The following is a 20664-nucleotide window of genomic DNA, read 5'->3' on the forward strand; positions in this document are numbered from 1 at the left end:
CCGTGGGTCGGTTCGCCCACTTCTTCGCCGAACCACACCCGTCAACGGCGGATGGAGGCGATCGCCTTTTCGATGCGTTTGGTCGACACCGGGTACGGGGTCCCCAACTTCTGGGCGAACAGGCTGACGCGTAATTCCTCGATCATCCACCAGATCTCGGTGACATCGCGGGCGTTGCGGCGGTTGTCGGGAAGACTGCGGACGAGTTTGTCGTAGGCGGCGAGCATCCGGTCGACCTCGACCATTCCCTGCCGGTCGCGCACCGCCGAACCGGGCAGCGACTCGAGGCGCTGGGCGGCGGCGAGCAGGTAGCGGGGAAGTTCGCGCAGCCTGGTGCGTCCCCATTCGGCGACGAATCCGGGGAACAGCAGGTCGTCGAGTTGATGGCGGACGTCGTCGGCGATGTCGGTCTCGGCGGTGTCGGCGAGAGCGGCGCGGGCCTGGTGCGCGGCCGACAGCACCGGCGTCACCAGGCGGATCAGTTCGCTGACCGTGCCCGCCAGTTTCGGGCGAACGGCGGCGACGAGCTTGTCGAATTCCTCCGGCGTGCGCACCGGACCACCGGCGCGGGCGATGAGCTCGTCGGCGGCGGCGACGCGGCAGTCCTCCACGAGCTTGTCCAGGGAACCGTCGGGGTTCTGGCTCAAAGCCAACCGGTCGGCGGCCGACAGCCCGGCGGTGACTGCACGGGGCGAGGTCGGGACGGCGGCGAGCAGCAGCGTACGCACGCCCGCGCGCATGGCGGCGGCCTGTTCGGCGGGCGAACTCAGCACCCGTACGGCGACGCCTTCACCCTCGGGGACGAGGGCGGGATAGCCGGTGACGGTCTGCCCGGCCACCTCGCGCCGCACCGTCGGCGCGACGGAACCGAGCGACTCGGAGGTCCACACGGTCGCAGGCGCGCGTTCGGCACCGGCGGTAGCCCGCGCGACGGACGCCGAAACCTGATCGGCCAGCCGGGTTTTCAGCTGCGGGAGGTTCTTGCTCTTGGCGAGCACCTTCCCGCTCTGGTCGACAGCGGCGAAGGTCATTCGCAGGTGGTCCGGCAGGGCGGCGGGCGACAGGTCGTCGGCGCTGATGGTCACCGACCCGAGCCGCGACAGCTCCCGCGCCAACCCGATTCGCAACGGTTCCGCGCGTGGCGTGAGCCCACGCAGGGCAGCCGACGCGAAGTCGGGCGCGGGAACCACCGCGCGGCGCAATGCCTTCGGCAGCGTCTTGATATAGGCGGCCGCGAGTTCCTCCCGCATGCCGGGAACCAGCCAATCGAAGCCCACCGCGCGCACGTGCGCGAGCTGCTCGACGGGGATGCGGACGGTGACGCCGTCGTCGTCCTTGCCCGGCTCGAACTGATAGGTGAGCGGGAAGGAGAGTTCCCCCTGACGCCACGCATCGGGGAAATCGGTGGGGTCGAGGGCGGCGGCGCCGGCGTTGACCACGGTGTCGGTCGAGAAGTCCAGCAGCCCTGGGTCTTCGCGTTCGGCCTTGCGCCACCAGGAGTCGAAGTGGCGCACCGACACGATGTCGGCGGGAATGCGCTGGTCGTAGAACTCGAATAGCACCTCGTCGTCGACGAGGATGTCGCGTCGGCGCGCCCGGTGCTCGAGGTCGGCGACATCGTCGACGAGCGCTCGGTTGCGGGCGAAGAACCCGTGCCGGGTCTGCCATTCACCCTGCACGAGGGCATGGCGGATGAACAGTTCGCGTGACAGCTCCGGATCGATGCGCCCGTAGTCGACGGGGCGGCCGGTCACCAGCGGCACACCGTAGAGCGTGGCCCGTTCGTAGGCGCGAGCCGCACCACGCTTGGCCGACCAATGCGGTTCCGAATAGGTGCGTTTCACCAGGTCACCGGCGAGCCGCTCGGCCCACTCCGGTTCGATCCGCGCCGCGATGCGCCCCCACAGCCGCGAGGTCTCCACCAGTTCGGCCGCCATCACCCAGCGCGGCGGCTTCTTGGCCAGCGACGAGCCGGGGAAGATCATGAACTTGGCATTGCGCGCCCCGAGGAACTCCCGCGACTCTGCTTCCCGCACGCCGAGGTGCGAGAGCATGCCCGCCAGCAACGACTGATGGATCTGCGCGCTCGGCCACGGCATCGCCGCCTCGGCTTCGGCAACCGCCGAATCAGTGTTCCCCGCAGCATCTTTCGCACCGGAGCGACGGCCATCGGCTGGTGGCTGCCCGGCCCCACGGCCACGCGACTTTCGGCCGCCCCGCCCCGGCCCCGCCCCACCGTCTCCCGACGGCAGGTGGCCCGTGCTGTCCCAGCCGAGCCCACGGGTGATGGTGCGCAGCTGACCGTGCAGGTCCTGCCACTCCCGGATCCGCAGGTAGTGCAGGAACTCGTCGCGGCACATACGGCGGAATTGGTTGGACGACAACGACTTGCGCTGTTCGGTCAGGTAGTCCCACAGGCGCAGGTAGGCCAGGAAGTCCGAGCCGTCGACGGTGAAGCGGGCATGCTGGGTGTCGGCGGCCTGCTGATGCTCCACGGGCCGTTCCCGCACGTCCTGGATCGACAGCGCCGCGACGATCACGAGCACCTCGTCGAGGCAGCCGTTGCGGTTGGCCTCCACCAGCATGCGGGCCATGCGCGGATCGACCGGCAGTTGGGCCATCTCCCGGCCGACCGGGGTCAGCGTGAGATGCCCACCCGATTGTTCTTCGCTACCGACAGCTTTGGAGCTGCCGTGGGCGAGTGCGCCGAGTTCCTCGAGCAGGGCGATGCCGTCGCGGATCGCACGCCGGTCGGGGGCCTCCACGAACGGGAAGCTCTCGATATCGCCGAGGCCGAGCGCGGTCATCTGCAGGATGACCGCGGCCAGATTGGTGCGCAGGATCTCCGGTTCGGTGAACGCGGGCCGCGACTCGAAATCGTCCTCGGAATACAGGCGGATGCAGATGCCGTCGGCGACACGACCACATCGACCCGAACGCTGTCGCGCCGAAGCCTGCGACACCGGTTCGATCGGCAGCCGCTGCACCTTGGTGCGCATCGAATAGCGGGAGATGCGCGCTGTTCCCGGGTCGATCACGTACCGGATGCCAGGCACGGTCAGCGACGTCTCGGCCACGTTCGTGGCGAGCACCACCCGGCGACCGGTGTGCGGGGCGAACACCTTGTGCTGTTCGGCCGCCGACAGGCGCGCGTACAGGGGGACGATCTCGGTGCGCGGCAGTCTCAGGTCGCGCAGCGAATCGGCGGTGTCGCGGATCTCGCGCTCGCCGGACAGGAACACCAGCACGTCACCGTCGCCCTCGGCGAACAGTTCGGTGACCGCGTCGCCGATGGCATCGGTGGGATCGCGGTCGACGACGCGGGTGTCGTCCTCGTCGTCGGTGCCCGGCAGCTCCAAAGACAGGGGGCGATAACGAAGTTCGACCGGATAGGACCGGCCCGACACCTCGACGATCGGGGCCGGGGTGCCGTCGGCGGCGGCGAAATGGCGGGCGAACAGCTCGGGATCGATGGTCGCCGAGGTGATGATCACCTTGAGATCGGGCCGTTTCGGCAGCAACTGCTTCAGGTAGCCGAGCAGGAAGTCGATATTGAGGCTGCGCTCGTGTGCCTCGTCGATGATGATCGTGTCGTAGCGGCGCAGCAACCGGTCGCGCTGGATCTCGGCGAGCAGGATGCCGTCGGTCATCAGCTTGACCAGCGTGCGGTCCGAGGCCTGATCGGTGAACCGCACCGTGTACCCGACCACGTCGCCGAGTTCGGTACCCAGCTCCTCGGCGATGCGTTCGGCGACCGTGCGCGCGGCCAGCCTGCGCGGCTGGGTGTGCCCGATGGTGCCCCGGATGCCGCGACCGAGTTCCAGACAGATCTTGGGGATCTGGGTGGTCTTGCCCGAGCCGGTCTCACCGGCCACGATGACGACCTGGTTCGCGGCGATGGCGGCGGCGATGTCCTCGCGGCGCGCCGAGACCGGCAGCTGCTCGGGATAGGTGATCGACGGAACCGCCGCGCGGCGATTCGCCACGCGAGTCTCGGCGGTGGCGATCTCGGCGTCCAGCGCGGGCAGGTCGTCGGGGCGCGCCCGGTCCAGTTTGCGCCGGAGCCGATATTCGTCGCGCAGCGAGACCTCCGCCAGGCGGGTGCGCAGCGCGCGGGTTCCGGTGCTAGCTGTCCTGGTCATTGCGCCTACCAGCCTAGCGAAGCACGCCACCGGTTTTCCCGGCGCGCCCGTCGTCGGCGGCGTGCTTCACCCGGATCACCGACATCTCATGCGAAGATGCGGCATGACCAAGCACCGGTCTCGGCGCGTCCCCGCCTCTGGACTGTCCGGAGGGTGCGACGAAGGAGTGCCCGGAGGGAGCGAAGAGGTGGGGTTCAGCGCCGAGACCCGCGGCGCCGGCCGCCAAAAGATTCAGCTGAGCGGCTCGGTGCGCACGGCGTGGTGGATCAGGGCATACCGGATCGGCTTCGGACTGCTCGGTCTCGTCGCCCTGCTGTGGATTCCCCTGCGCAACCTGGACTCGCCGACATTCTCGATCGCGAACTACTTCAGTTACTTCACCATCGAGTCGAACATCCTCGCCGTGATCGTGCTGCTCGTCGGTGGCCTGCTCGCGCCGCAGGGACCCGGCTGGCAGGTGGTGCGCGGCGCGGTGACGCTGTACATGCTCATCACGATGGTGGTGTACGCGGTGCTGCTGGCCAACATCGACGTGATGCTCACCGACAAGTGGATCAACGACATCATGCACCGGTACCTGCCGCTGGTCCTCGTCGCGGACTGGCTGCTGGTCGCCATGGGCCGTCGGCTGGCGGCGACACCGGAGCTGGTCGGGAAGTGGTTGATCTTCCCGCTGCTCTACGGTGCCTACACGCTGATCCGCGGCCCGATCGTCGACTGGTATCCGTACCCGTTCATCGACCCGCGCCACCAGGGCTACCTGTCGATGACGCTCGGCCTGATCGTGTTGAGCATCGTGTTCGCGGTGCTCGCGGTTGCCATGGCGTCGCTGGGGGACATGCCCGCGTGGTGGAGGGCCCGACGAGCGCGCGAGGGCGAGCCGGTGTAAGTGTGGAGCCATGAATGCGCTCTGGCATGGATTCGCCGATATGGGTGCCGTCACTCGTGACGGTGCGTTCGTTGTCGCTCGAGGTGACGGTGCCTACGTCTACGACACCGACGGCAACCGATACCTCGACGCCACCGCGGGTCTGTGGTTCGCCAATGTGGGACACGGTCGCGGGGAGATCGCCGACGCGGTCGCCGAACAGTTGCGCACCATCGCCCACTACTCGAACTTCGGTGACCTCACCGAGCCCGCCACCCAGGAGCTCGCCGAGAAGCTGTCGGCCATCGCGCCCGTGCCCGGCAGCAAGATCTTCTTCACCTCCGGTGGTTCGGACTCGGTGGAGACCGCCGCGAAGCTGGCGCGGCGCTACTGGCACGAACAGGGCCGCGCCGACAAGAAGATCCTGGTCGGGCGACGCCTGGCCTACCACGGCATGCACTACGCCTCCACCTCGCTCGGCGGTCTCACCCCGAACAAGGAGGGCTACGGCGTCCTGGTCGAGGACACCCGCACTGTCGAATGGAACGACGCCAAGGCGCTGCTCGCCCTGATCGAGGACGTCGGCGCCGAACGGATCGCGGCGTTCTTCTGTGAGCCGATCATCGGTGCCGGTGGGGTGTACCTGCCGCCCGAGGGATACCTGGCCGAGGTGCGCCAGATCTGCCGCGACCACGACATCCTGTTCGTCGCCGACGAGGTGGTCACCGGCTTCGGACGGATCGGCGGCTCCTGGTTCGCCTCCACCCGCTTCGACCTGCAACCCGACCTGATGACCACCGCCAAGGGCCTCACCTCCGGTTATCTGCCGATGGGTGCGGTGTTCATCGCCCCGCACCTGGCCGAGCCGTTCTACGCCGGCGGTGTGTGGTTCCGGCACGGGTACACCTACGGCGGGCACGCCGGTGCGGCCGCGGCGGCGCTGGCCAACCTCGCCATCGTCGAACGTGAGGGTCTGCTCGAGGAAGCGGCGCGGCTCGAGACGACCCTGCACACCGCCCTGGCCCCGTTGGCCGATCACCCGCGCGTGGCGGAGGTCCGCAGTGGCCTCGGTGCCGTGGCGGCCGTCCAGCTGGCCGACCCCTCCGAAGGTCCAGCATTGGTGAAAGCCCTTCGCGCCCAGGGAATTTCGGGTCGTGCTGCCGGAGCGGGCGCCATGCAGATCTCCCCGTCCTTCGTGATGACCGACGCCCAGGTGGCCGAACTCGCCGAAGGGTTTTCGCGCGCCCTGGGCTGATGCGCCGCACCGGCCCGTCCGCGAAACTCGCTGGCGGGCCGGGCGATCCGCCCGATACTCTCCTGCTCCGACGCAGACAGGGGAGGGAACCACGTTGCAGGCATCCGTCACGGTGACACCGGACCAGCTACCGGAACTACTGCTGCATGTCGCTGTGGTGCGGCCCGTATTCCTCTGGGGCGCACCGGGAATCGGGAAGAGCTCGCTGGTGCGCACCTTCGCCGACTCGCTCGGCCTTGCCTGTGTCACCCTGCTCGGCACCCAGCTCGCGCCCGAGGATCTCATCGGGGTGCCCCAGATCGTGGACGGCCGCAGCCGGTTCGCGCCGCCGGAGCTGATCGCCCGCGCCCAGCCCTACTGCCTGTTCCTCGACGAACTCAACGCCGCCTCGCCCGAGGTGCAGAAGTCGTTCTACTCCCTGATCCTGGATCGGCGCATCGGCACCTACGAACTGCCCGAGGGGTCGGTGGTGATCGGGGCGGGCAACCGGGCCACCGACAACGCGCTGGCCCGCCCGATGGCCTCGGCGCTGGTCAACCGCATGGTGCACCTGCATCTGCGCGCCGATGTGGACGACTGGCTGAAATGGGCGGCCGTCAACGACATCCATCCGTGGGTGATCCGCTACCTCACCCAGCGCCCGGACCACCTGTGGTCGGCACCGCCCAAAACCGAGGCGCCCTTCTCCACCCCACGTGGGTGGCACATGCTCTCCGACGCGCTGTACTCCTGCGGCGACGACATCGACGACACCACGCTGAATGTGCTGGCCACCGGCACCCTCACCCTCGGCCACGCCTCCGGCTTCCGCGCCTTCGTCAAGACCGTGCGCCACGCCTTCGACCTCGACGCCGTCTTCAAGGGCGATGCCGGCTGGCCGCGCGATCCGGCCGACCGTGACCTGCTGTACTTCCTGGCCGAGACGATGCGGGCCCGCCTCGTGAAGGAACTGCCCGGCGACCGCGACCACACCTCCGCCTCGGTCCGCCGCTTCGTCCTGCGCGCCAAGTCGCTGCTGGTGGAGCTGGCCGAGATCTCCGTGGAATGCGCGCAGTTGGTGATCGCCGCCGATGCCGAGGGCGTGCCGGTGCTGCCGTCGTGGTTCCTCATCGAGGTGTCGCGTGATCTGCCGCGACTGGCCGCGCGGCGCTGAGCATGGGTGCACGCAAAACGCGCCGGATCGACCCGTGGTACCAGGCTGTCCTAGACGGGTGGGCGATCGTGCGCGGGCATCCGGCGTTGCGCCCGCTGGCCGGTGAGCTGTACCAGTTGGACAAGCGCGCACCGCACGAGATGTGGGCACGGCTAGCGGGCGGCCGTCTCGAGTACCACCCGAATCGGCGTGCCACGGCGCAGGAATGGGCGTGGACCTTCGCGCATTGCCTGCTGCACGCCGGATTCGGGCACCTCGATCCGCGTAATACGCTGCCTACCAACATCATCGGGTTGGCCAGCGAGGACGCCTGGTTCTCCTCCCGGGTGCGCGCGCCGCATCCGGTGTACCGCGCCGCGTGCTGCGCCGCCGTCGACACCTATCTGGCGACGATGAAGATCGGCACCCCGCCCGATCCGGTGCCACCCGCACTGACCGACGAGCACGCCGCCGCCGCGCGCTGGCACGACACCGCGGTGCCGGACGCGTTCGCGCGCACCGGACCTCCCGACTTCCTGCTCACCGACGCCGAGACGGCCGCCCGTGTCGATGCGCCTGCCCGGTTCGCGGCGGGGGTGTCCGACGCCGCCCGTGTCGCCCTGGCCACCGCGGGTGGTGACCACACACCCGACGGGAAGCGGCCACGCACGCAGTGGGACGCGGCGCTAGGCTGGTTCGTCTCGTCGTTCCCGTTGCTCGGTGCGCTCGCCGCCGGGATGACCGTGGTCGCCGATGTGGAAGTCGTTCGGGCCGCCGATATCTCGATCGCCGCCGTGAACGCCGACGCCGCCGAGATCTATGTGAATCCCTACGCCGGGCTCGGCGAAGAGGAATGGCGGTTCGTGCTCGCGCACGAGATGCTGCACGCGGCCCTGCGCCACGGCGAACGCGCGGACTGGCGCGACCACTACCTGTTCAATGTCGCCTGCGATTACGTCGTCAACGGCTGGTTGGTGGAGATGAACGTCGGGCAGATGCCCGAAGGCCTGCTCTACGACCCGGAACTGAAAGGGTGTTCGGCCGAGGAGATCTACGACCGCATAGCCGGCGATCTGCGCAGGTTACGCAAGCTCGCCACGCTGCGCGGACGCGGACGCGGCGATGTCCTCGGCGAGCCCCTGCCGCATCCCGGCAGCGCCGGCCGCTATGTCGACCTCGACGAGTACTACCGCAACGCGCTGGTCACCGGGCTGGCCTACCACACCGACAGCGGTCGCGGACATGTCCCGGCCGCGTTGGAGCAGGCCATTCGCGCCCTCGATCAGCCGCCGCTGCCGTGGGACGCGCGGCTGGCTCAGTGGTTCGACGAGCACATACCCACCGTCGACAAACGCCGCAGCTACGCCCTCGCCTCCCGCAGGCAGGCCGCCACCCCCGACATCCCGCGCCCGGCGTGGGTGCGGCCGGAGGAGAACGTGCGCCTGCCGACCTTCGGTGTGGTTCTCGATACCTCGCTGTCGATGAACGTCACCCTGCTCGGCAAGGGACTCGGCGCCATCGCCTCGTACGCGCTGGCCAGGGACGTGCCACGCGCCCGTGTCGTCTACTGCGACGCGGCACCCTACGACGCGGGGTACGTCGCGGTGGAAGACATCGCCGCCGGAATGCGCGTGCGCGGCCGGGGCGGCACGGTGCTGCAACCCGCCGTCCGGCTCCTCGAACGCGCCGACGACTTTCCGGCCGACGGCCCGATTCTCGTCATCACCGACGGCGACTGCGATGCGTTACGCATCCGCGGCGAACACGCCTTCCTGATCCCCGCGGGCGCGTCCCTTCCCTTCACCCCGAAAGGCCCGGTGTTCAGGATCCGGTGACGGCCAGTTCGAGGGTGAAGAACTGGCTGTACGGGTCGAGGGTGTAGTCGGCGAACGGCCCGCATTCGACGAAGCCGTGCCGCAGATACAGGCGCCGGGCCGGGGCGAAGAACTCGCTCGTGCCCGTCTCCAAGCTCAGGCGCCGGTATCCGCGCCGCTCGGCCTCCTCGATCAGCTGGGCGAGCACCGCGGCGGCGACACCACGACCCGTGAATCCGGCGGCGGTCCGCATGGACTTGATCTCGCCGTGCTCCGGATCCAGCTCCTTCAGGGCGCCGCAGCCGACAAGCGCCGGACCCGACCACGCGCTCCACACGGTGACCGCCGGATCGCGCAACCCGGTCAGGTCGAGGGCGTGCATGCTGCACGCGGGGGAGTTGCCCGCCATTTCGGTGTGGTGCTCGGTGAGCAGGGTGGTGATCTGGTCGCCGGTGAGGTCGTCGACGGCGAGGGTGAGCTGCTCCGCCCGGGTGGTGTCGTGCATCGCTCCATTGTGCCCGGGGCGGATGTGACGCGGGAAAACGGCACACGGCCGGGGTGGGCGATGCGACTATGAGGACGAGGGGCGAGCCGAAGGTGGTGGGGCGTGGCCGAATTCGTGGAGGACTATGCGGTTTTGCGGTGGGCCGTGGTGTCGGCGTTCGTGCTGGCGGCCGGGATCGTGGTCGTTCGGTTGAGCAGGCGCGCGGTCCGGGCGGACGCGGCGGCCGACGGCGCGCACCTGCTGATGTGCCTGGTGATGCTGGCCATGCTGGTGTTCCCGGCCGCCACCGACCCACACGCGATGCGCGGTTTGCTGACCGCGCTCACGGTGGCCTTCGCGCTGCTGCTCGCCGAGCGGGTCGTGCAGTGGCGCAACGGGGTGGTGCCGACGGCCGACGGGGTGCTCGCGCTGGGGTATCACACGGTGGCGGCGGCGGTGATGCTCTACGCCATGGCCGGGCACGGATCCGGTCATACCGGAATCCCGCCCGGGCCCGCGCTGGTGCTGGCGGCGCTGTTCGTGCTCGACGCGCTCGTCGCGCTCGGCACCGTCGGTCACCGGCCGCGCTGGCACCGCTTCGCCCATCCGGCAGGCACACACCCCCTGACCTCGGCCTTGGTGCCCCATGTGGTGATGGATATCGGGACGGCATTCATGTTGATCGCCGCTGTCGGCGGGTGAATACCGATCCACAACCGTCCGGGCTGCGAATCGCCTTTGTGCGGACAGGAATTCGACTATGAGTGGACAACGCGTTTCAGGCATGTCACCCGGGCGTCGGGGATTCGGTACGCCCCCACCGGAAATCCGGCCGACCGCCGCCGACCGTGAGGTGGTGCGTGCGCTCTACCGCGACGCGGGCCCGGCCGCCTACGGCCTCGCCCTGCGGATCCTGCGCAGGCGGGGATCAGCGGAAGAGGTTGTCCGCGAAGGTTTTCAGCGCATCGCCGCGAGTCCGTGGATTACCGAGAGCAACGGTCGTGTCCCGGCCGGTGATGCGTGCCATGACCTCGCCACACCGTGGGGCCGTTCGGCATTCGTCGCGAACGAACCACGCACCGACCTCGGCGGCCACCCCGATCACGCCGGCGGCTTCGATCACGAGGACCACTCGGGTAACGCCGACCGTCGCGACGATGCCCGCCGGTGGGATCACTCGACCGGACGAGATCATCCGGGAGGTCTGGACCGTTCGGGCGGATTCGGCAATCCGCACGGGTTCGACCGTTCGGGTGCCCTCGGGCACTCGGGTGGGACGTCTCGTTCGGGCCGGAGCGACGATGAGGGCGGCGACGGCTGTTCAGGTCGCTTCGGTGACACAGGCAGCCTCGGTCATGAGCCGAGATTCGAGGTGCCGCACGACCGGAGGGGTCGGCTCGACAACGAAGGCCGACTGGATCGAGCGGGCCGCCGCGACCACACAGGCCGATACGACCACCCGGAGCGAGACGACCACAGGGATCGCCTCGATGACTCCGGTCGCCCCGACTACGCGGCGCTGCACGACCCACGGCTCGGTTTCGCACGCCGAGACAGCGAGGTATACCTCCACCGCCGAGCAGGCCGAACGGAACACGCGGATCGCGGACACCATGCGAGCCGACTGCTGGACTCAGGTCTGTCGGGCGACGCGGTCATGTTCGACGGTGTCGGTTCGACTGATGGTGCGGGCCTACTAGATCGTGCAGGGCGCCTCGATGTCGCAGGTCACCCGGACGGTGCCGCGCCTTTCGATGTCACCGACCCCCTCGCCGACCCGGCCCACTTCGACACACCCGACGCGACCGGCACCCGGTACATGCCGACCCTGCACACCAGACTCCTGGCCCAGGTGCACCGCCTCGCCATCCAGCGTCTGCGCCTGGACCGCAACGACCGCATCGACATCCCCTGGCTGGCCGCCTCGGCCCGACTCGGTTTCGACCCGCTCGACAGCCGCTGCGAAGTCTTCGTCCTCGCCTACTACGGTGGGCGCACCTACCGTTCCATCGCCCGGGAACTCGGGATGCGCGTCCCGGCCGTCACCCGCCTGCTGGCCGAGGGCATCGAACGCCTCGCCCACCAGCGTCTCGTCCGCGTCGCCGCGCGCCGCCCCTGGACCCCGCCCGGTTCGGTCCTCGCCCTCGCCGACGCCTACGCCCTCGATGCTGTCGCCGAACTCGAGCACCACCACATCGAGAACAAGCTGGCCGCCACGACCACTACCGGCCTCGCCCAGTTCGACGCCAGAGTCGGGGGAGTGCACGAGCTGCTGGCCCAACTGGCCGCCGACGATCGGCAGCCCCCACCCCGCAACCTGGAACAGCGCATCCTCGCCGCGATCGACAGCCCGGGCCGACGCGGTGCCCGGACCGGCAGGCCGCCGTGGTTGCCCCGCTTCGGGAGTTAGCTGCGAACCGGAATCAGAGCACCACCACGTGGTCCTCGACGACGCGTCCGCCCAGGCGCACCCAGCCGTCGGAATCCCACTCGGTGTAGAGCTGGGAACCCTGCCCCTGGGTGATGACTAGCCCGCGCCGCAACTTGGCGGTGAGGGCGACGGCGGCCGCGCCGGTCGCCTCGTCCTCGGCGATGCCCATGGCGGGCGCGAACATCCGGGAGCGCACGGCACCGCGCGATTCGTCGGCCCACGTCCACACGTAATGCTGGCCTTCGGTGTAGTCCGAGGAGCGGAGCAGGGCCAGTTCGTCGAGTGAACCGGCCTGGTGGAAGGTGAAATCCGGGGCCCATTCGGCGCGGGCGGTGATCCAGGTGAGCCCGTCGGTCTCGGTCACCCGGACCGGGCCCGCCGGCACGTTCAGCGTGTGCACGGGAGTGCCGCGCGCGGCCATCCACCATCCGGTGCCCACGGTGGGGTGCCCGGCGAAGGGCAGTTCGACGGCCGGAGTGTAGATCCGGACGTCGGCGACACCGTCGACAGGTTCCCCGACCACCGTGGTCTCGCTGAACCCAAGCCGCGCGGCGAGTTCCTGTTTGTCGAGCGCGACGACATCGCCCGCGCGGGCGATACCGAGCGCATTGCCGAGCCTGCCCGTCGGATCGGTGAACACGCGGACGACCTCGACCTGGATGTCAGGGGCTTCCGGCACATCGTGTGCGTTCATGCTCGCGAGCCTACCGCGCAAGATCAACACCGCCGTCCGGGCGGTTCTCGCGCCGCGTCACGCGCGCGAACGCGAACGACCCCGACCCGGCTACGCGGATCGGGGTCGTGCGACGAGCGGATCAGACGGCGGCCGCGGCCAGCGCCTCGGTGGCTGCGACGGCCTGGCCGACACCGGCCACGATCGCCGCCGCACGCAGCGACTCGAAGATCACCTCACGCGAGACACCGGCCTCACGCAGCGTCTTCTCGTGCGAATCGAGGCAGTGCGCGCAGCCGTTGATGGAGGAGACCGCGAACGACCACAGTTCGAAATCGGCCTTCTCCACGCCCGGGTTGCCGATGATGTTCATCCGCAGGCCCGCGCGCAGATCGTCGTACTTGCCGTCCAGGAACGCCTTGCCCCGGTAGAACACATTGTTCATGCCCATGATCGACGCGGCACCCAGCGCGGCCTCGTAGGCCTCGGCGGACAGCACGTCGGCGGCTTCCTCGGCGATCTCGCGCAGGGTGGTGGCCGAACGGGTGGCGGCCGCGGAGGCGAGCAGAGTGCCCCACAGCTGCTGTTCGTTCAGCACGGTGGTGCGCGAAATCGAGGACAAGTTGAGCTTGAGGTCCTTGGCGTACTCGGGAAGAGAGTTCTTCAGGTTCTCGATGCTCATGGAAAAGGCGCTCCTGTCAGGGGGATCGGGTGGAGAAGGGTGGATCAGACGCTGGCGGAGAGCAACTCGCCCGCGTTGATGGTCGGGTCGCCCTTCTTCCAGTTGCACGCGCACAGCTCGTCGGACTGCAGGGCGTCGAGCACGCGCAGCACCTCGTCGACGTTGCGGCCGACGGAACCGGCGGTCACCGAGACGAACTGGATCTCGTTGTTCGGGTCGACGATGAAGGTGGCGCGGTCGGCGACACCGTCGGCGTTGAGAACGCCGGTGGCGGCGGCCAGTTCACGCTTGAGGTCCGACAGCATCGGGAAGGGGAGGGTCTTGAGATCCTCGTGCTGCGCACGCCACTGGAAGTGCACGAACTCGTTGTCCACCGAGGCGCCGAGGACCTGGGTGTCGCGGTCGGCGAACTCGTCGTTCAGCTTGCCGAACGCCGCGATCTCGGTGGGGCAGACGAAGGTGAAGTCCTTCGGCCAGAAGAACACGACCCGCCACTTGCCCGCATGGTCGTCGCTGGTGATCTGGGTGAAGTAATCGTCGGGCTGCTGCGCGTCGACCTTCGACAGGTCGCCTCCGATGACGGCCTTGAGGTTGTATGCCGGGAACTGGTCGCCAATGGTCAGCAGAGCCATGCTCATCTCCTCGTTGATGGTGTGGTCGTGCTCGTCGTGTGAGCCCGCAAAGATCTTGCCCAAAGCCTACTGAAAGGTAAAGCCGATCGCTCGTTCTACACTGATAGGCGTGACTGATCAGACTTATCAGCCAACCCTCTCGCAGCTGCGTGCGTTCGTCGCCGTCGCCGAATACCGGCATTTCGGCACTGCCGCAGCGCGTTTGGCTGTGAGCCAACCCACGTTATCGCAGGCACTCGCATCACTGGAAAACGGCCTCGGCCTGCAGCTGATCGAGCGCAGCACGCGCCGGGTGCTGGTCACCGCCGCCGGGATGCGGCTGCTGCCACAGGCGATGGCCACGCTCGAGGCGGCCGACCGTTTCGTCGCCTCGGCGACCGGCGACAGCCTCGGTGGCGTGCTGCGGTTGGGCATCATCCCGACCGTCGCCCCGTATGTGCTGCCCGGCCTGCTGCCCGAGCTGCGCCGCAAACTGCCCAACCTGGTGCCCCAGGTCGTGGAGGACCAGACGGCCCGCCTGCTCGACGGCCTGCGTACCGGTGTGCTCGACGTGGCGGTGCTCGCGTTGCCGAGCGAAGCGCCCGGTCTGGTCGAAATCCCGCTCTACTCCGAAGAATTCGTGCTCGTGACACCGCGCGGGCACGAGCTGGCCGGGCGCACCGACCTGGCCGCGCCGGTTCTGGCCGACCTGCCTCTGTTGTTGCTCGACGAGGGTCACTGCCTGCGCGATCAGACGCTCGAACTGTGCCGCACCGCCGAGGTGCATCCCGGTTCGGTCGGTGACACCCGCGCCGCCTCGCTGACCACCGTGGTGCAGTGTGTGGCGGGCGGGCTCGGAGTGACGCTCATCCCGCAGATGGCGGTGCCGGCCGAAACCGCGCGCGGCACCCTCGAGACCGCGCGGTTCGCCGATCCCGCGCCGGGACGCACGATCGGCCTGGCCTACCGCGCGTCCTCGGCCCGGGCCGACGACTACGAGTACCTGGCGGCGGTGATCCGCTCGAAGCGGCCTTTCTGAGCCCCGAACCACTCGAACCGCCGCCCAGCTCGACTGCTATTTTGAACATCGTTCAATTGCTTGTGCAAAGGAAGTCCGACGTGCCCGATCCAGAGAACACCGCCACGCGTACCGGCCGCTTCGCCGCCCGGGACCTGGCGCAGATCGCGGTGTTCGCCGCGCTGATCGCCGCCCTCGGGCTGCCGGGCGCGATCACCGTCGGCTTCAGCGGCGTCCCCATCACCTTGCAAACCCTCGGCGTGATCCTCACCGGCGCGATCCTCGGCGCGCGCAAAGGTGCCGCGGCGGTCGCCGTGTTCATCGCGCTCACGCTGATCGGGCTGCCGCTGCTCTCGGGTGGGCGCACCGGCCTGACCGCGCTGGCCTCGCCGACCGCGGGCTATCTGATCGGGTGGATCCCGGCGACCCTGCTGATCGGCTGGCTCACCGCCCGGATCCTGCCGAAATACCCGCTCGCTCTCGGTCTGCTGATCAACGCCCTCGGCGGCATCGTAGTCATCTACCTGTTCGGCACCGCGGGCCTGCTGGTCCGCACCGAACTGGGTCTGTGGGCCGCGATCTCGAGCAACTTCGCATTCCTGCCCGGCGACCTGGCCAAGGTCGTCATCGCGACGGTGGTCGCCAAGGGTGTGCACCGGGCGTACCCCGGGCTGATCCGCGCGTGAGCCGATGAGTGAGATCGTCGTCGATTCGGTCGGCCACCGGTTCGGTGACCGGGTGGTGTTGCGCGATATCGACCTGACCATCACCGAGCGACGTGTCGGCTTCATCGGCGCCAACGGTTCCGGGAAGTCGACGCTGGCCCGCATGCTCAACGGCCTGCTGAAGCCGACCACCGGCACCGTCACCGTCGACGGGATCGACGCCGCCCGCAAAGGCGCCCAGGTGCGGCGCAAGGTCGGGTTCGTGTTCACCGATCCCGACACCCAGATCGTGATGCCGACGGTCGGTGAGGATCTGGCCTTCTCGTTGCGGCGCAGCGGGCTGAGCCGAACCGAGATCGCCGACCGGGTGCGGCGCATGCTCGACCGGTTCGGTCTCGCCGGGCACGCCGACCATCCCGCGCACCTGCTCTCCGGTGGGCAGAAGCAGTTGCTGGCGCTCGGTTCGGCGTTGATCCGCGAGCCCGAGGTGATCGTCGCCGACGAACCGACCACCCTGCTCGACCTGCGCAACGCCCGCCTGGTGTCGCAGGCCCTGAATTCGCTCGACCAGCAGGTGATCGTGGTGACCCACCAGCTCGCCCTGCTCGACGGTTTCGATCGAGTCGTGGTGCTGGACAACGGTTCTGTCGCCTTCGACGGTGCCCCGGCCGACGCCGTCGGCGCATACCGGCGCCTGGTCGAATGATCGGCCTGTACTGCCCCGGCGACTCGCTGGTGCACCGCATGCCCGCCGGTCTCAAACTTCTGCTGCTGGTTCTGGCGATCGTCGCGATGACGGTCTTCGCGCGCACGCCACTGGCCGTGGCGGGCGCCGCGGTGACGGTCGCCCTGCTGTTCGCCCTGGCGCGCATCTCCTGGCGGGTGGCGGTGGCGCAGATCCGCCCGGTGCTGTGGATGACCCTGATCATCGGCGTCTTCCAATTGCTCACCACCACCCCCACCCGGGCTGTCGCCGTCTGCGGCGTCCTGCTCGTCTCGGTGGCCCTCGCCGCGCTGGTCACCGTCACCACCCGTGTCACCGCGATGCTCGACGCGCTCGTCCGCGCCCTGGGCCCGCTGCGCCGGGTCGGCGTCGACCCCGAGCGCGTGAGTTTGCTGCTGGCCCTGGCGATCCGGTGCGTCCCGCTGTTGGCCGGCATCGTTCACGATGTCGCCCAGGCGCGACGAGCGCGCGGCGTCTCCTGGTCGGCCACCGCCCTCGTGACGCCGGTCGTGGTACGTGCCCTTCGTACGGCCGACGCGATGGGTGACGCGCTCGCCGCCCGCGGGGTCGACGACTGAGAACGCTCGGGTTGCATTAGTAGACGACCGGTCGTATATTCAGCGCATGGCACGTCCCAGGCGCAGCGACGACACGCGCGCCCTTCTCATCGAGGAGGGCGCGGCCGATCTGCTGTCCCACGGCTACCACGGCACCGGCATCAAGCAGGTGCTCGACAAGGTCGGGGTCCCCAAGGGGTCGTTCTACAACTACTTCGACAGCAAGGAAACCTTCGCCCAGGCGGTCATCGAACACCACTCGCTGTGTATTCAGCGCAACCTCGCGGATGCCTTCGGCTCCACCGACGAACCGCTCGCCGGTGTGCGTGCCTTCTTCGAACGCCAGACCGCCGAGTTCGTCCGCACCGACTTCACCGGCGGCTGTCTGCTGGCGAACCTGGCCGCCGAACTCGAGGGCAGTGACGTGCTGCGGGAAGAGCTTTCGGCCGCCTGGACCGCCTGGCGCGACGGTGTGGCCGAAGCCCTGCGCGCGGCCCAGGCGGCAGGCACCGTCCGTGCCGATGTGGACGCGGTCGACCTGGCCGACCTGCTGCTCGAGTCGTGGGAGGGTGCGGTGATCCGCATGAAACTCCAGCGCACCGTCGAGCCGTTGCGCAAATGTCTGCGGCGCCTGCTGGACGACTACTTCCGGCCCTGAGCGGACCGGATCTACCGGCTGGTTGTCGTGTACCCATTCCAAGACGACCGGTCGTATCAACTGAAAGGGAAGTCATGTCCACTATCAAGACGGTCATCGTGACCGGATCCTCCAGCGGGATCGGGCGCGATATCGCCCGGGCCTTCCTCACGCGCGGCGACAATGTGGTCCTCAACGGGCGTGACCCGGACAAGCTCGCCGCCGTGGCCGCCGAGCTGGATGCCCCCGAACGCACCGCCACGGTGGTGGGCGACATCGGTTCGCCCGCCACCGGTTCGGCCCTGGTCTCGGCCGCCGTCGAGCGCTTCGGGCGGGTAGACGTGCTGGTCAACAATGCCGGGACGTTCGCGGCGACCCCGTTCACCGATGTCACCGAGGAGGAACTGAACAGCTATCTCGACGGCAACCTCAAGGGCACCTACTTCACCACCCAGGCGGTCGTTCGCCGGCTGCGCGAGCAGGGCGACGGCGGTGGCATCGTCAACATCGGCACGGTGCTGGTGAACCATGCCCTTTCCGGCACTCCCGCCTCGGCGCCGCTGGTCAGCAAGGGCGCGATCCACGCGTTGACCACCAGCCTGGCGGCCGAACTGGCCGTCGATCGCATCCGCGTCAACGCGGTGGCACCCGGTTTCATCCGCACTCCGCTCATCGCCGGCGCCGACGAAACGGCACTCGGCCGCCTCGCCCTGCTCGATCGCATGGGCCACGTCACCGAAACCACCACGGCAGTGCTGTACCTGGCCGACGCCGAGTTCGTCACCGGCCACATCCTCCCCGTCGACGGCGGGTTCATCTCCGGTCGAGCAGCGTAGAAGGGAATCGGGTCATGCCGTATGTGAATATCAAGGTCACCGACGAAGGGGTTACCCCGGAGCAGAAGGGGCAGCTCATCAAGGGTGTCACCGACCTGCTGTTCGATGTGCTCGGAAAGGCACCGGACAGCACCTACGTGGTCATCGATGAAGTGCCGCTGACCGACTGGGGTGTGGGTGGCGTGAACGTCGCCGAGTATCGGGCTCGACGCTCGACACAGGGCTGAAGGCTGACCCCGTCAACCGATCTCGCGGAACGGGACGGTCGCGTCGAGCGCGAACCATCCCATCGACTGACGCTTCCCGCCCATCAGCAGGAAGCTGGGTCCGAGCCAGAGGTCCGGTTCGATCTCGCGGAGTTCGTCGTAGATGCGGCGGGCCGGTCGGCGGGCACCCACGCGCGGGTCGTTGTAGTCCAGGCGGACCGCTGGCCTGTGGTCGACAACCGAATCGCCCACGGTGGCAACGAAGTTCAAGGCGCGTAGGCCGCCGAGGAGCTGGAAGAAGTTGTGGCCGAAGGCGGTTCGGTCGTCGATGTGCCGGAAGGACTTGCCGGTCCAGAAGTAGGAGGGGCGTGCCATCAGGCGCCCCAGGGACGCGCCTGGCGCCGGAAACGTCCGCATCACCAGGTCGCCGTCGAGCCGGGCGAAATCCTCGGCCGTCACGGCAGGTGCCCCGGTGAACAGGCGTCGGAGTTCGGCGGCCCCGGCGGCCGAGAGGCGGTCCAGGCGCGGGCGGTGCGCCGACGGGCGGCGCGGCGGCATCAGGCCGTCCGTCGGCAACGGTGTGTGCGTCACGTGCTGACTCGATTCTGTTCGGAACTCACCTCGCATGGTGCCAAGGCGGGCCGCAGCGCGACACCGGTTTCGGGAACGACGAAGGCGGTGACCCGGACGAACCGGATCACCGCCTTCGGTGGTGTGCTCAGCGACGCAAGGCGTACGGTTCGATCGCGCCGCGCTCGAGGGCGCGGGCGTCGATGGTCTCGGCCTTGTAGGGGAGCAGGGCCAGGCGATCGGTCATGCCGCGCACCGGGTCCTCGATCTTCTCGTTCAGACCGAACAGGAAGGTCCATTCGTGCTCGTCGCTGCCGTAGGGCACCACGGTGGCGAACTGCTCGTGGAACCGTCCCCACGACCGCTTGAGGGTCTCGTTGCGCCACATCGTCGCGCAGCCGGCCTGGGCCGACAGCACACCACCGGGCGCGAGCAGTGCCTTACATCGGGACAGGAACTCCGACTCGTAGAGGCGGTTGTGCTGGGCGTCCTCGACGCGCTCGTCGGGCAGGTCGATCACGATCACGTCGTAACGGGTGCCCGCCTCCTGCGCCTTGGCCAGGAAGTCCCAGCCGTCGGCGTAGTGCACGTGCACCGGGCCCTCGCCACGCACGGCGGCGGCCAGTTCCTCGGGGGTGTACCCGTAGGGCAGGTGCCGGGCGCACAGCTCGACCTCGCGCTGGTCGATGTCGACGTGGTCGACGAGGGTCGCCCCGGCCGCCACCGACATCTGCGAGGCCACACCCTCACCGGAGCCGATGATGAGCACCCGGTCCAGCTTCTCGGCCAGCACGAACGCCGGGACCATCATGGCCTCGTGGTAGGTGACCTGGGAGAACTCGGTGGACTGGCGGTCGTCGTCGGAGAACAGGGAGATGCCCTGGTCGGTCCGGGCGATCACCATGTGCTGGTACGGGGTGTTGGTGTCGACGATCACCTCGTGCAGATCCCAGATCCGGGTCAGGCCGTCGCCCACCGGTTCGTAGATCTTCTCGGCGCCGTGGCCGCGCTGGACAACCTTCATCCGAACTTCCTTGGGAGACAACTTGTCTCGCAGAAGTTCCACGGCCTTCGTCGCGCCCGCACCGATGCTGCCGCAGGTGAAGACGTCGACGAAGATCTCGCCGGACTCCGGATAGGTGTGAATCGAGGCGTGGGACTCCGACAACAGCGCGAGGACGGTCACCCCCTGCGGTTCGAACTTTTTGTGAACGACATCGCAGATGGTGACGCCCGCCGCGATCAGAGACTCACGCAACGCCGATTCGAGTCGTTCGAGATCGTCACACAGGTCTGTGTCGACACCACCGAACTCGGCCAGCACATGCCAGCCGGTGAATTCCGCCGTCATGGGCAAAC

22 protein-coding genes are annotated in these 20664 nt (G+C 68.7%); 13 read left to right on the forward strand and 9 right to left on the reverse strand.

Features of this window, described 5'->3' with window-relative positions:
* Positions 1 to 41: 41 nt before the first annotated feature.
* Positions 42 to 4142 carry an ATP-dependent RNA helicase HrpA gene (gene hrpA, locus AB0F86_RS01990; protein WP_356983993.1) on the reverse strand — a complete coding sequence of 1367 codons (4101 nt, stop codon included), beginning with the start codon at positions 4140 to 4142 and terminating at the stop codon, positions 42 to 44.
* Positions 4143 to 4377: 235 nt separating this feature from the next.
* Between hrpA and AB0F86_RS01995 the strand changes: the two genes are divergently transcribed.
* The 4 genes from AB0F86_RS01995 (at position 4378) to AB0F86_RS02010 (ending at position 9232) form a co-directional block, all read left to right on the forward strand.
* Positions 4378 to 5031 (forward strand): Pr6Pr family membrane protein, encoded by a 654-nt coding sequence (locus tag AB0F86_RS01995; protein WP_225280812.1) that lies wholly within the window; start codon positions 4378 to 4380, stop codon positions 5029 to 5031.
* A 10-nt stretch (positions 5032 to 5041) separates the two neighbouring features.
* Positions 5042 to 6265: an aminotransferase class III-fold pyridoxal phosphate-dependent enzyme gene (locus tag AB0F86_RS02000; RefSeq protein WP_356983995.1), complete on the forward strand. Its 1224-nt coding sequence runs from the start codon at positions 5042 to 5044 to the stop codon at positions 6263 to 6265.
* A 94-nt stretch (positions 6266 to 6359) separates the two neighbouring features.
* Entirely contained in the window at positions 6360 to 7418 is a 1059-nt protein-coding gene (locus AB0F86_RS02005; RefSeq protein ID WP_356983996.1) for a MoxR family ATPase, read from the forward strand.
* Between the two features lie 2 nt (positions 7419 to 7420).
* Complete coding sequence (locus tag AB0F86_RS02010; RefSeq protein ID WP_356983998.1) at positions 7421 to 9232, forward strand: hypothetical protein; 1812 nt, start codon at positions 7421 to 7423, stop codon at positions 9230 to 9232.
* On the opposite strand, the gene AB0F86_RS02015 is transcribed toward AB0F86_RS02010, so the two are convergent.
* Positions 9219 to 9716 carry a GNAT family N-acetyltransferase gene (locus AB0F86_RS02015; protein ID WP_181696967.1) on the reverse strand — a complete coding sequence of 166 codons (498 nt, stop codon included), beginning with the start codon at positions 9714 to 9716 and terminating at the stop codon, positions 9219 to 9221. The two genes, AB0F86_RS02010 and AB0F86_RS02015, sit on opposite strands and share 14 nt — an antisense overlap.
* 102 nt (positions 9717 to 9818) lie before the next feature.
* Between AB0F86_RS02015 and AB0F86_RS02020 the strand changes: the two genes are divergently transcribed.
* A complete protein-coding gene (locus AB0F86_RS02020; RefSeq protein WP_356984001.1) occupies positions 9819 to 10397 on the forward strand; it encodes a DUF5134 domain-containing protein in 579 nt (192 codons plus the stop codon).
* Positions 10398 to 10623: 226 nt separating this feature from the next.
* Here the strand turns inward: AB0F86_RS02020 and AB0F86_RS02025 are convergent, their stop codons facing one another.
* Both AB0F86_RS02025 and AB0F86_RS02030 read right to left on the reverse strand, forming a co-directional pair.
* The gene (locus AB0F86_RS02025) at positions 10624 to 10932 is read right to left on the reverse strand and encodes a hypothetical protein (protein WP_356984002.1); all 309 of its coding nucleotides are present in this window, start codon (positions 10930 to 10932) and stop codon (positions 10624 to 10626) included.
* Positions 10933 to 11016: 84 nt separating this feature from the next.
* Entirely contained in the window at positions 11017 to 11310 is a 294-nt protein-coding gene (locus AB0F86_RS02030; protein WP_356984003.1) for a hypothetical protein, read from the reverse strand.
* 42 nt (positions 11311 to 11352) lie between these two features.
* Between AB0F86_RS02030 and AB0F86_RS02035 the strand changes: the two genes are divergently transcribed.
* Positions 11353 to 12105 (forward strand): hypothetical protein, encoded by a 753-nt coding sequence (locus AB0F86_RS02035; protein ID WP_225280497.1) that lies wholly within the window; start codon positions 11353 to 11355, stop codon positions 12103 to 12105.
* Between the two features lie 13 nt (positions 12106 to 12118).
* Here AB0F86_RS02035 and AB0F86_RS02040 read toward each other — a convergent pair whose 3' ends face one another.
* From AB0F86_RS02040 to AB0F86_RS02050, 3 genes are all read right to left on the reverse strand, one after another.
* Complete coding sequence (locus AB0F86_RS02040) at positions 12119 to 12820, reverse strand: PhzF family phenazine biosynthesis protein (protein WP_356984005.1); 702 nt, start codon at positions 12818 to 12820, stop codon at positions 12119 to 12121.
* A gap of 121 nt (positions 12821 to 12941) precedes the next feature.
* Complete coding sequence (locus AB0F86_RS02045; RefSeq protein WP_181696972.1) at positions 12942 to 13481, reverse strand: carboxymuconolactone decarboxylase family protein; 540 nt, start codon at positions 13479 to 13481, stop codon at positions 12942 to 12944.
* A gap of 44 nt (positions 13482 to 13525) precedes the next feature.
* On the reverse strand, positions 13526 to 14113 hold the full coding sequence (locus AB0F86_RS02050; RefSeq protein WP_067981263.1) for a peroxiredoxin: 588 nt from the start codon (positions 14111 to 14113) through the stop codon (positions 13526 to 13528).
* 109 nt (positions 14114 to 14222) lie between these two features.
* On the opposite strand from AB0F86_RS02050, the gene AB0F86_RS02055 reads away from it, so the two are divergent.
* From AB0F86_RS02055 to AB0F86_RS02085, 7 genes are all read left to right on the forward strand, one after another.
* Positions 14223 to 15131, forward strand: a complete 909-nt coding sequence (locus tag AB0F86_RS02055; protein ID WP_181696973.1) for a hydrogen peroxide-inducible genes activator — start codon at positions 14223 to 14225, stop codon at positions 15129 to 15131.
* Between the two features lie 80 nt (positions 15132 to 15211).
* Positions 15212 to 15796, forward strand: a complete 585-nt coding sequence (locus tag AB0F86_RS02060; RefSeq protein WP_356984007.1) for a biotin transporter BioY — start codon at positions 15212 to 15214, stop codon at positions 15794 to 15796.
* Between the two features lie 4 nt (positions 15797 to 15800).
* A complete protein-coding gene (locus AB0F86_RS02065; RefSeq protein ID WP_356984009.1) occupies positions 15801 to 16481 on the forward strand; it encodes an ABC transporter ATP-binding protein in 681 nt (226 codons plus the stop codon).
* Complete coding sequence (locus AB0F86_RS02070; RefSeq protein ID WP_181696976.1) at positions 16478 to 17077, forward strand: energy-coupling factor transporter transmembrane protein EcfT; 600 nt, start codon at positions 16478 to 16480, stop codon at positions 17075 to 17077. Before AB0F86_RS02065 ends, AB0F86_RS02070 begins: the two co-directional genes overlap by 4 nt.
* Before the next feature lie 46 nt (positions 17078 to 17123).
* Entirely contained in the window at positions 17124 to 17714 is a 591-nt protein-coding gene (locus tag AB0F86_RS02075) for a TetR/AcrR family transcriptional regulator (protein ID WP_181696977.1), read from the forward strand.
* Between the two features lie 74 nt (positions 17715 to 17788).
* Positions 17789 to 18529, forward strand: coding sequence for an SDR family oxidoreductase (locus AB0F86_RS02080; RefSeq protein WP_181696978.1), 741 nt, complete (start codon positions 17789 to 17791; stop codon positions 18527 to 18529).
* A gap of 14 nt (positions 18530 to 18543) precedes the next feature.
* Positions 18544 to 18756, forward strand: coding sequence for a 4-oxalocrotonate tautomerase family protein (locus AB0F86_RS02085; RefSeq protein WP_181696979.1), 213 nt, complete (start codon positions 18544 to 18546; stop codon positions 18754 to 18756).
* Positions 18757 to 18768: 12 nt separating this feature from the next.
* Here the strand turns inward: AB0F86_RS02085 and AB0F86_RS02090 are convergent, their stop codons facing one another.
* The gene (locus AB0F86_RS02090; protein ID WP_181696980.1) at positions 18769 to 19326 is read right to left on the reverse strand and encodes a hypothetical protein; all 558 of its coding nucleotides are present in this window, start codon (positions 19324 to 19326) and stop codon (positions 18769 to 18771) included.
* A gap of 127 nt (positions 19327 to 19453) precedes the next feature.
* On the reverse strand, positions 19454 to 20656 hold the full coding sequence (gene speD / locus AB0F86_RS02095) for an adenosylmethionine decarboxylase (protein ID WP_181697035.1): 1203 nt from the start codon (positions 20654 to 20656) through the stop codon (positions 19454 to 19456).
* Positions 20657 to 20664: the final 8 nt, after the last annotated feature.

Origin of the sequence: Nocardia sp. NPDC023733 (assembly GCF_040639775.1) — a bacterium.
Classification (GTDB): Bacteria; Actinomycetota; Actinomycetes; order Mycobacteriales; family Mycobacteriaceae; genus Nocardia; species Nocardia rosealba.

Bases quoted from the DNA above. Each gene is read 5' to 3' on its own strand.
- AB0F86_RS02075 (WP_181696977.1), top strand. From the start codon at position 17,124: ATGGCACGTCCCAGGCGCAGCGACGACACGCGCGCCCTTCTCATCGAG.
- AB0F86_RS02015 (WP_181696967.1), bottom strand. From the start codon at position 9,716: ATGCACGACACCACCCGGGCGGAGCAGCTCACCCTCGCCGTCGACGAC.
- AB0F86_RS02035 (WP_225280497.1), top strand. From the start codon at position 11,353: ATGTTCGACGGTGTCGGTTCGACTGATGGTGCGGGCCTACTAGATCGT.
- speD (WP_181697035.1), bottom strand. From the start codon at position 20,656: ATGACGGCGGAATTCACCGGCTGGCATGTGCTGGCCGAGTTCGGTGGT.
- AB0F86_RS02085 (WP_181696979.1), top strand. From the start codon at position 18,544: ATGCCGTATGTGAATATCAAGGTCACCGACGAAGGGGTTACCCCGGAG.
- AB0F86_RS02080 (WP_181696978.1), top strand. From the start codon at position 17,789: ATGTCCACTATCAAGACGGTCATCGTGACCGGATCCTCCAGCGGGATC.
- AB0F86_RS02040 (WP_356984005.1), bottom strand. From the start codon at position 12,820: ATGAACGCACACGATGTGCCGGAAGCCCCTGACATCCAGGTCGAGGTC.
- AB0F86_RS02050 (WP_067981263.1), bottom strand. From the start codon at position 14,113: ATGGCTCTGCTGACCATTGGCGACCAGTTCCCGGCATACAACCTCAAG.
- AB0F86_RS02045 (WP_181696972.1), bottom strand. From the start codon at position 13,481: ATGAGCATCGAGAACCTGAAGAACTCTCTTCCCGAGTACGCCAAGGAC.
- AB0F86_RS02000 (WP_356983995.1), top strand. From the start codon at position 5,042: ATGAATGCGCTCTGGCATGGATTCGCCGATATGGGTGCCGTCACTCGT.
- AB0F86_RS02010 (WP_356983998.1), top strand. From the start codon at position 7,421: ATGGGTGCACGCAAAACGCGCCGGATCGACCCGTGGTACCAGGCTGTC.
- AB0F86_RS02030 (WP_356984003.1), bottom strand. From the start codon at position 11,310: ATGGTGTCCGCGATCCGCGTGTTCCGTTCGGCCTGCTCGGCGGTGGAG.
- hrpA (WP_356983993.1), bottom strand. From the start codon at position 4,142: ATGACCAGGACAGCTAGCACCGGAACCCGCGCGCTGCGCACCCGCCTG.
- AB0F86_RS02070 (WP_181696976.1), top strand. From the start codon at position 16,478: ATGATCGGCCTGTACTGCCCCGGCGACTCGCTGGTGCACCGCATGCCC.
- AB0F86_RS02065 (WP_356984009.1), top strand. From the start codon at position 15,801: ATGAGTGAGATCGTCGTCGATTCGGTCGGCCACCGGTTCGGTGACCGG.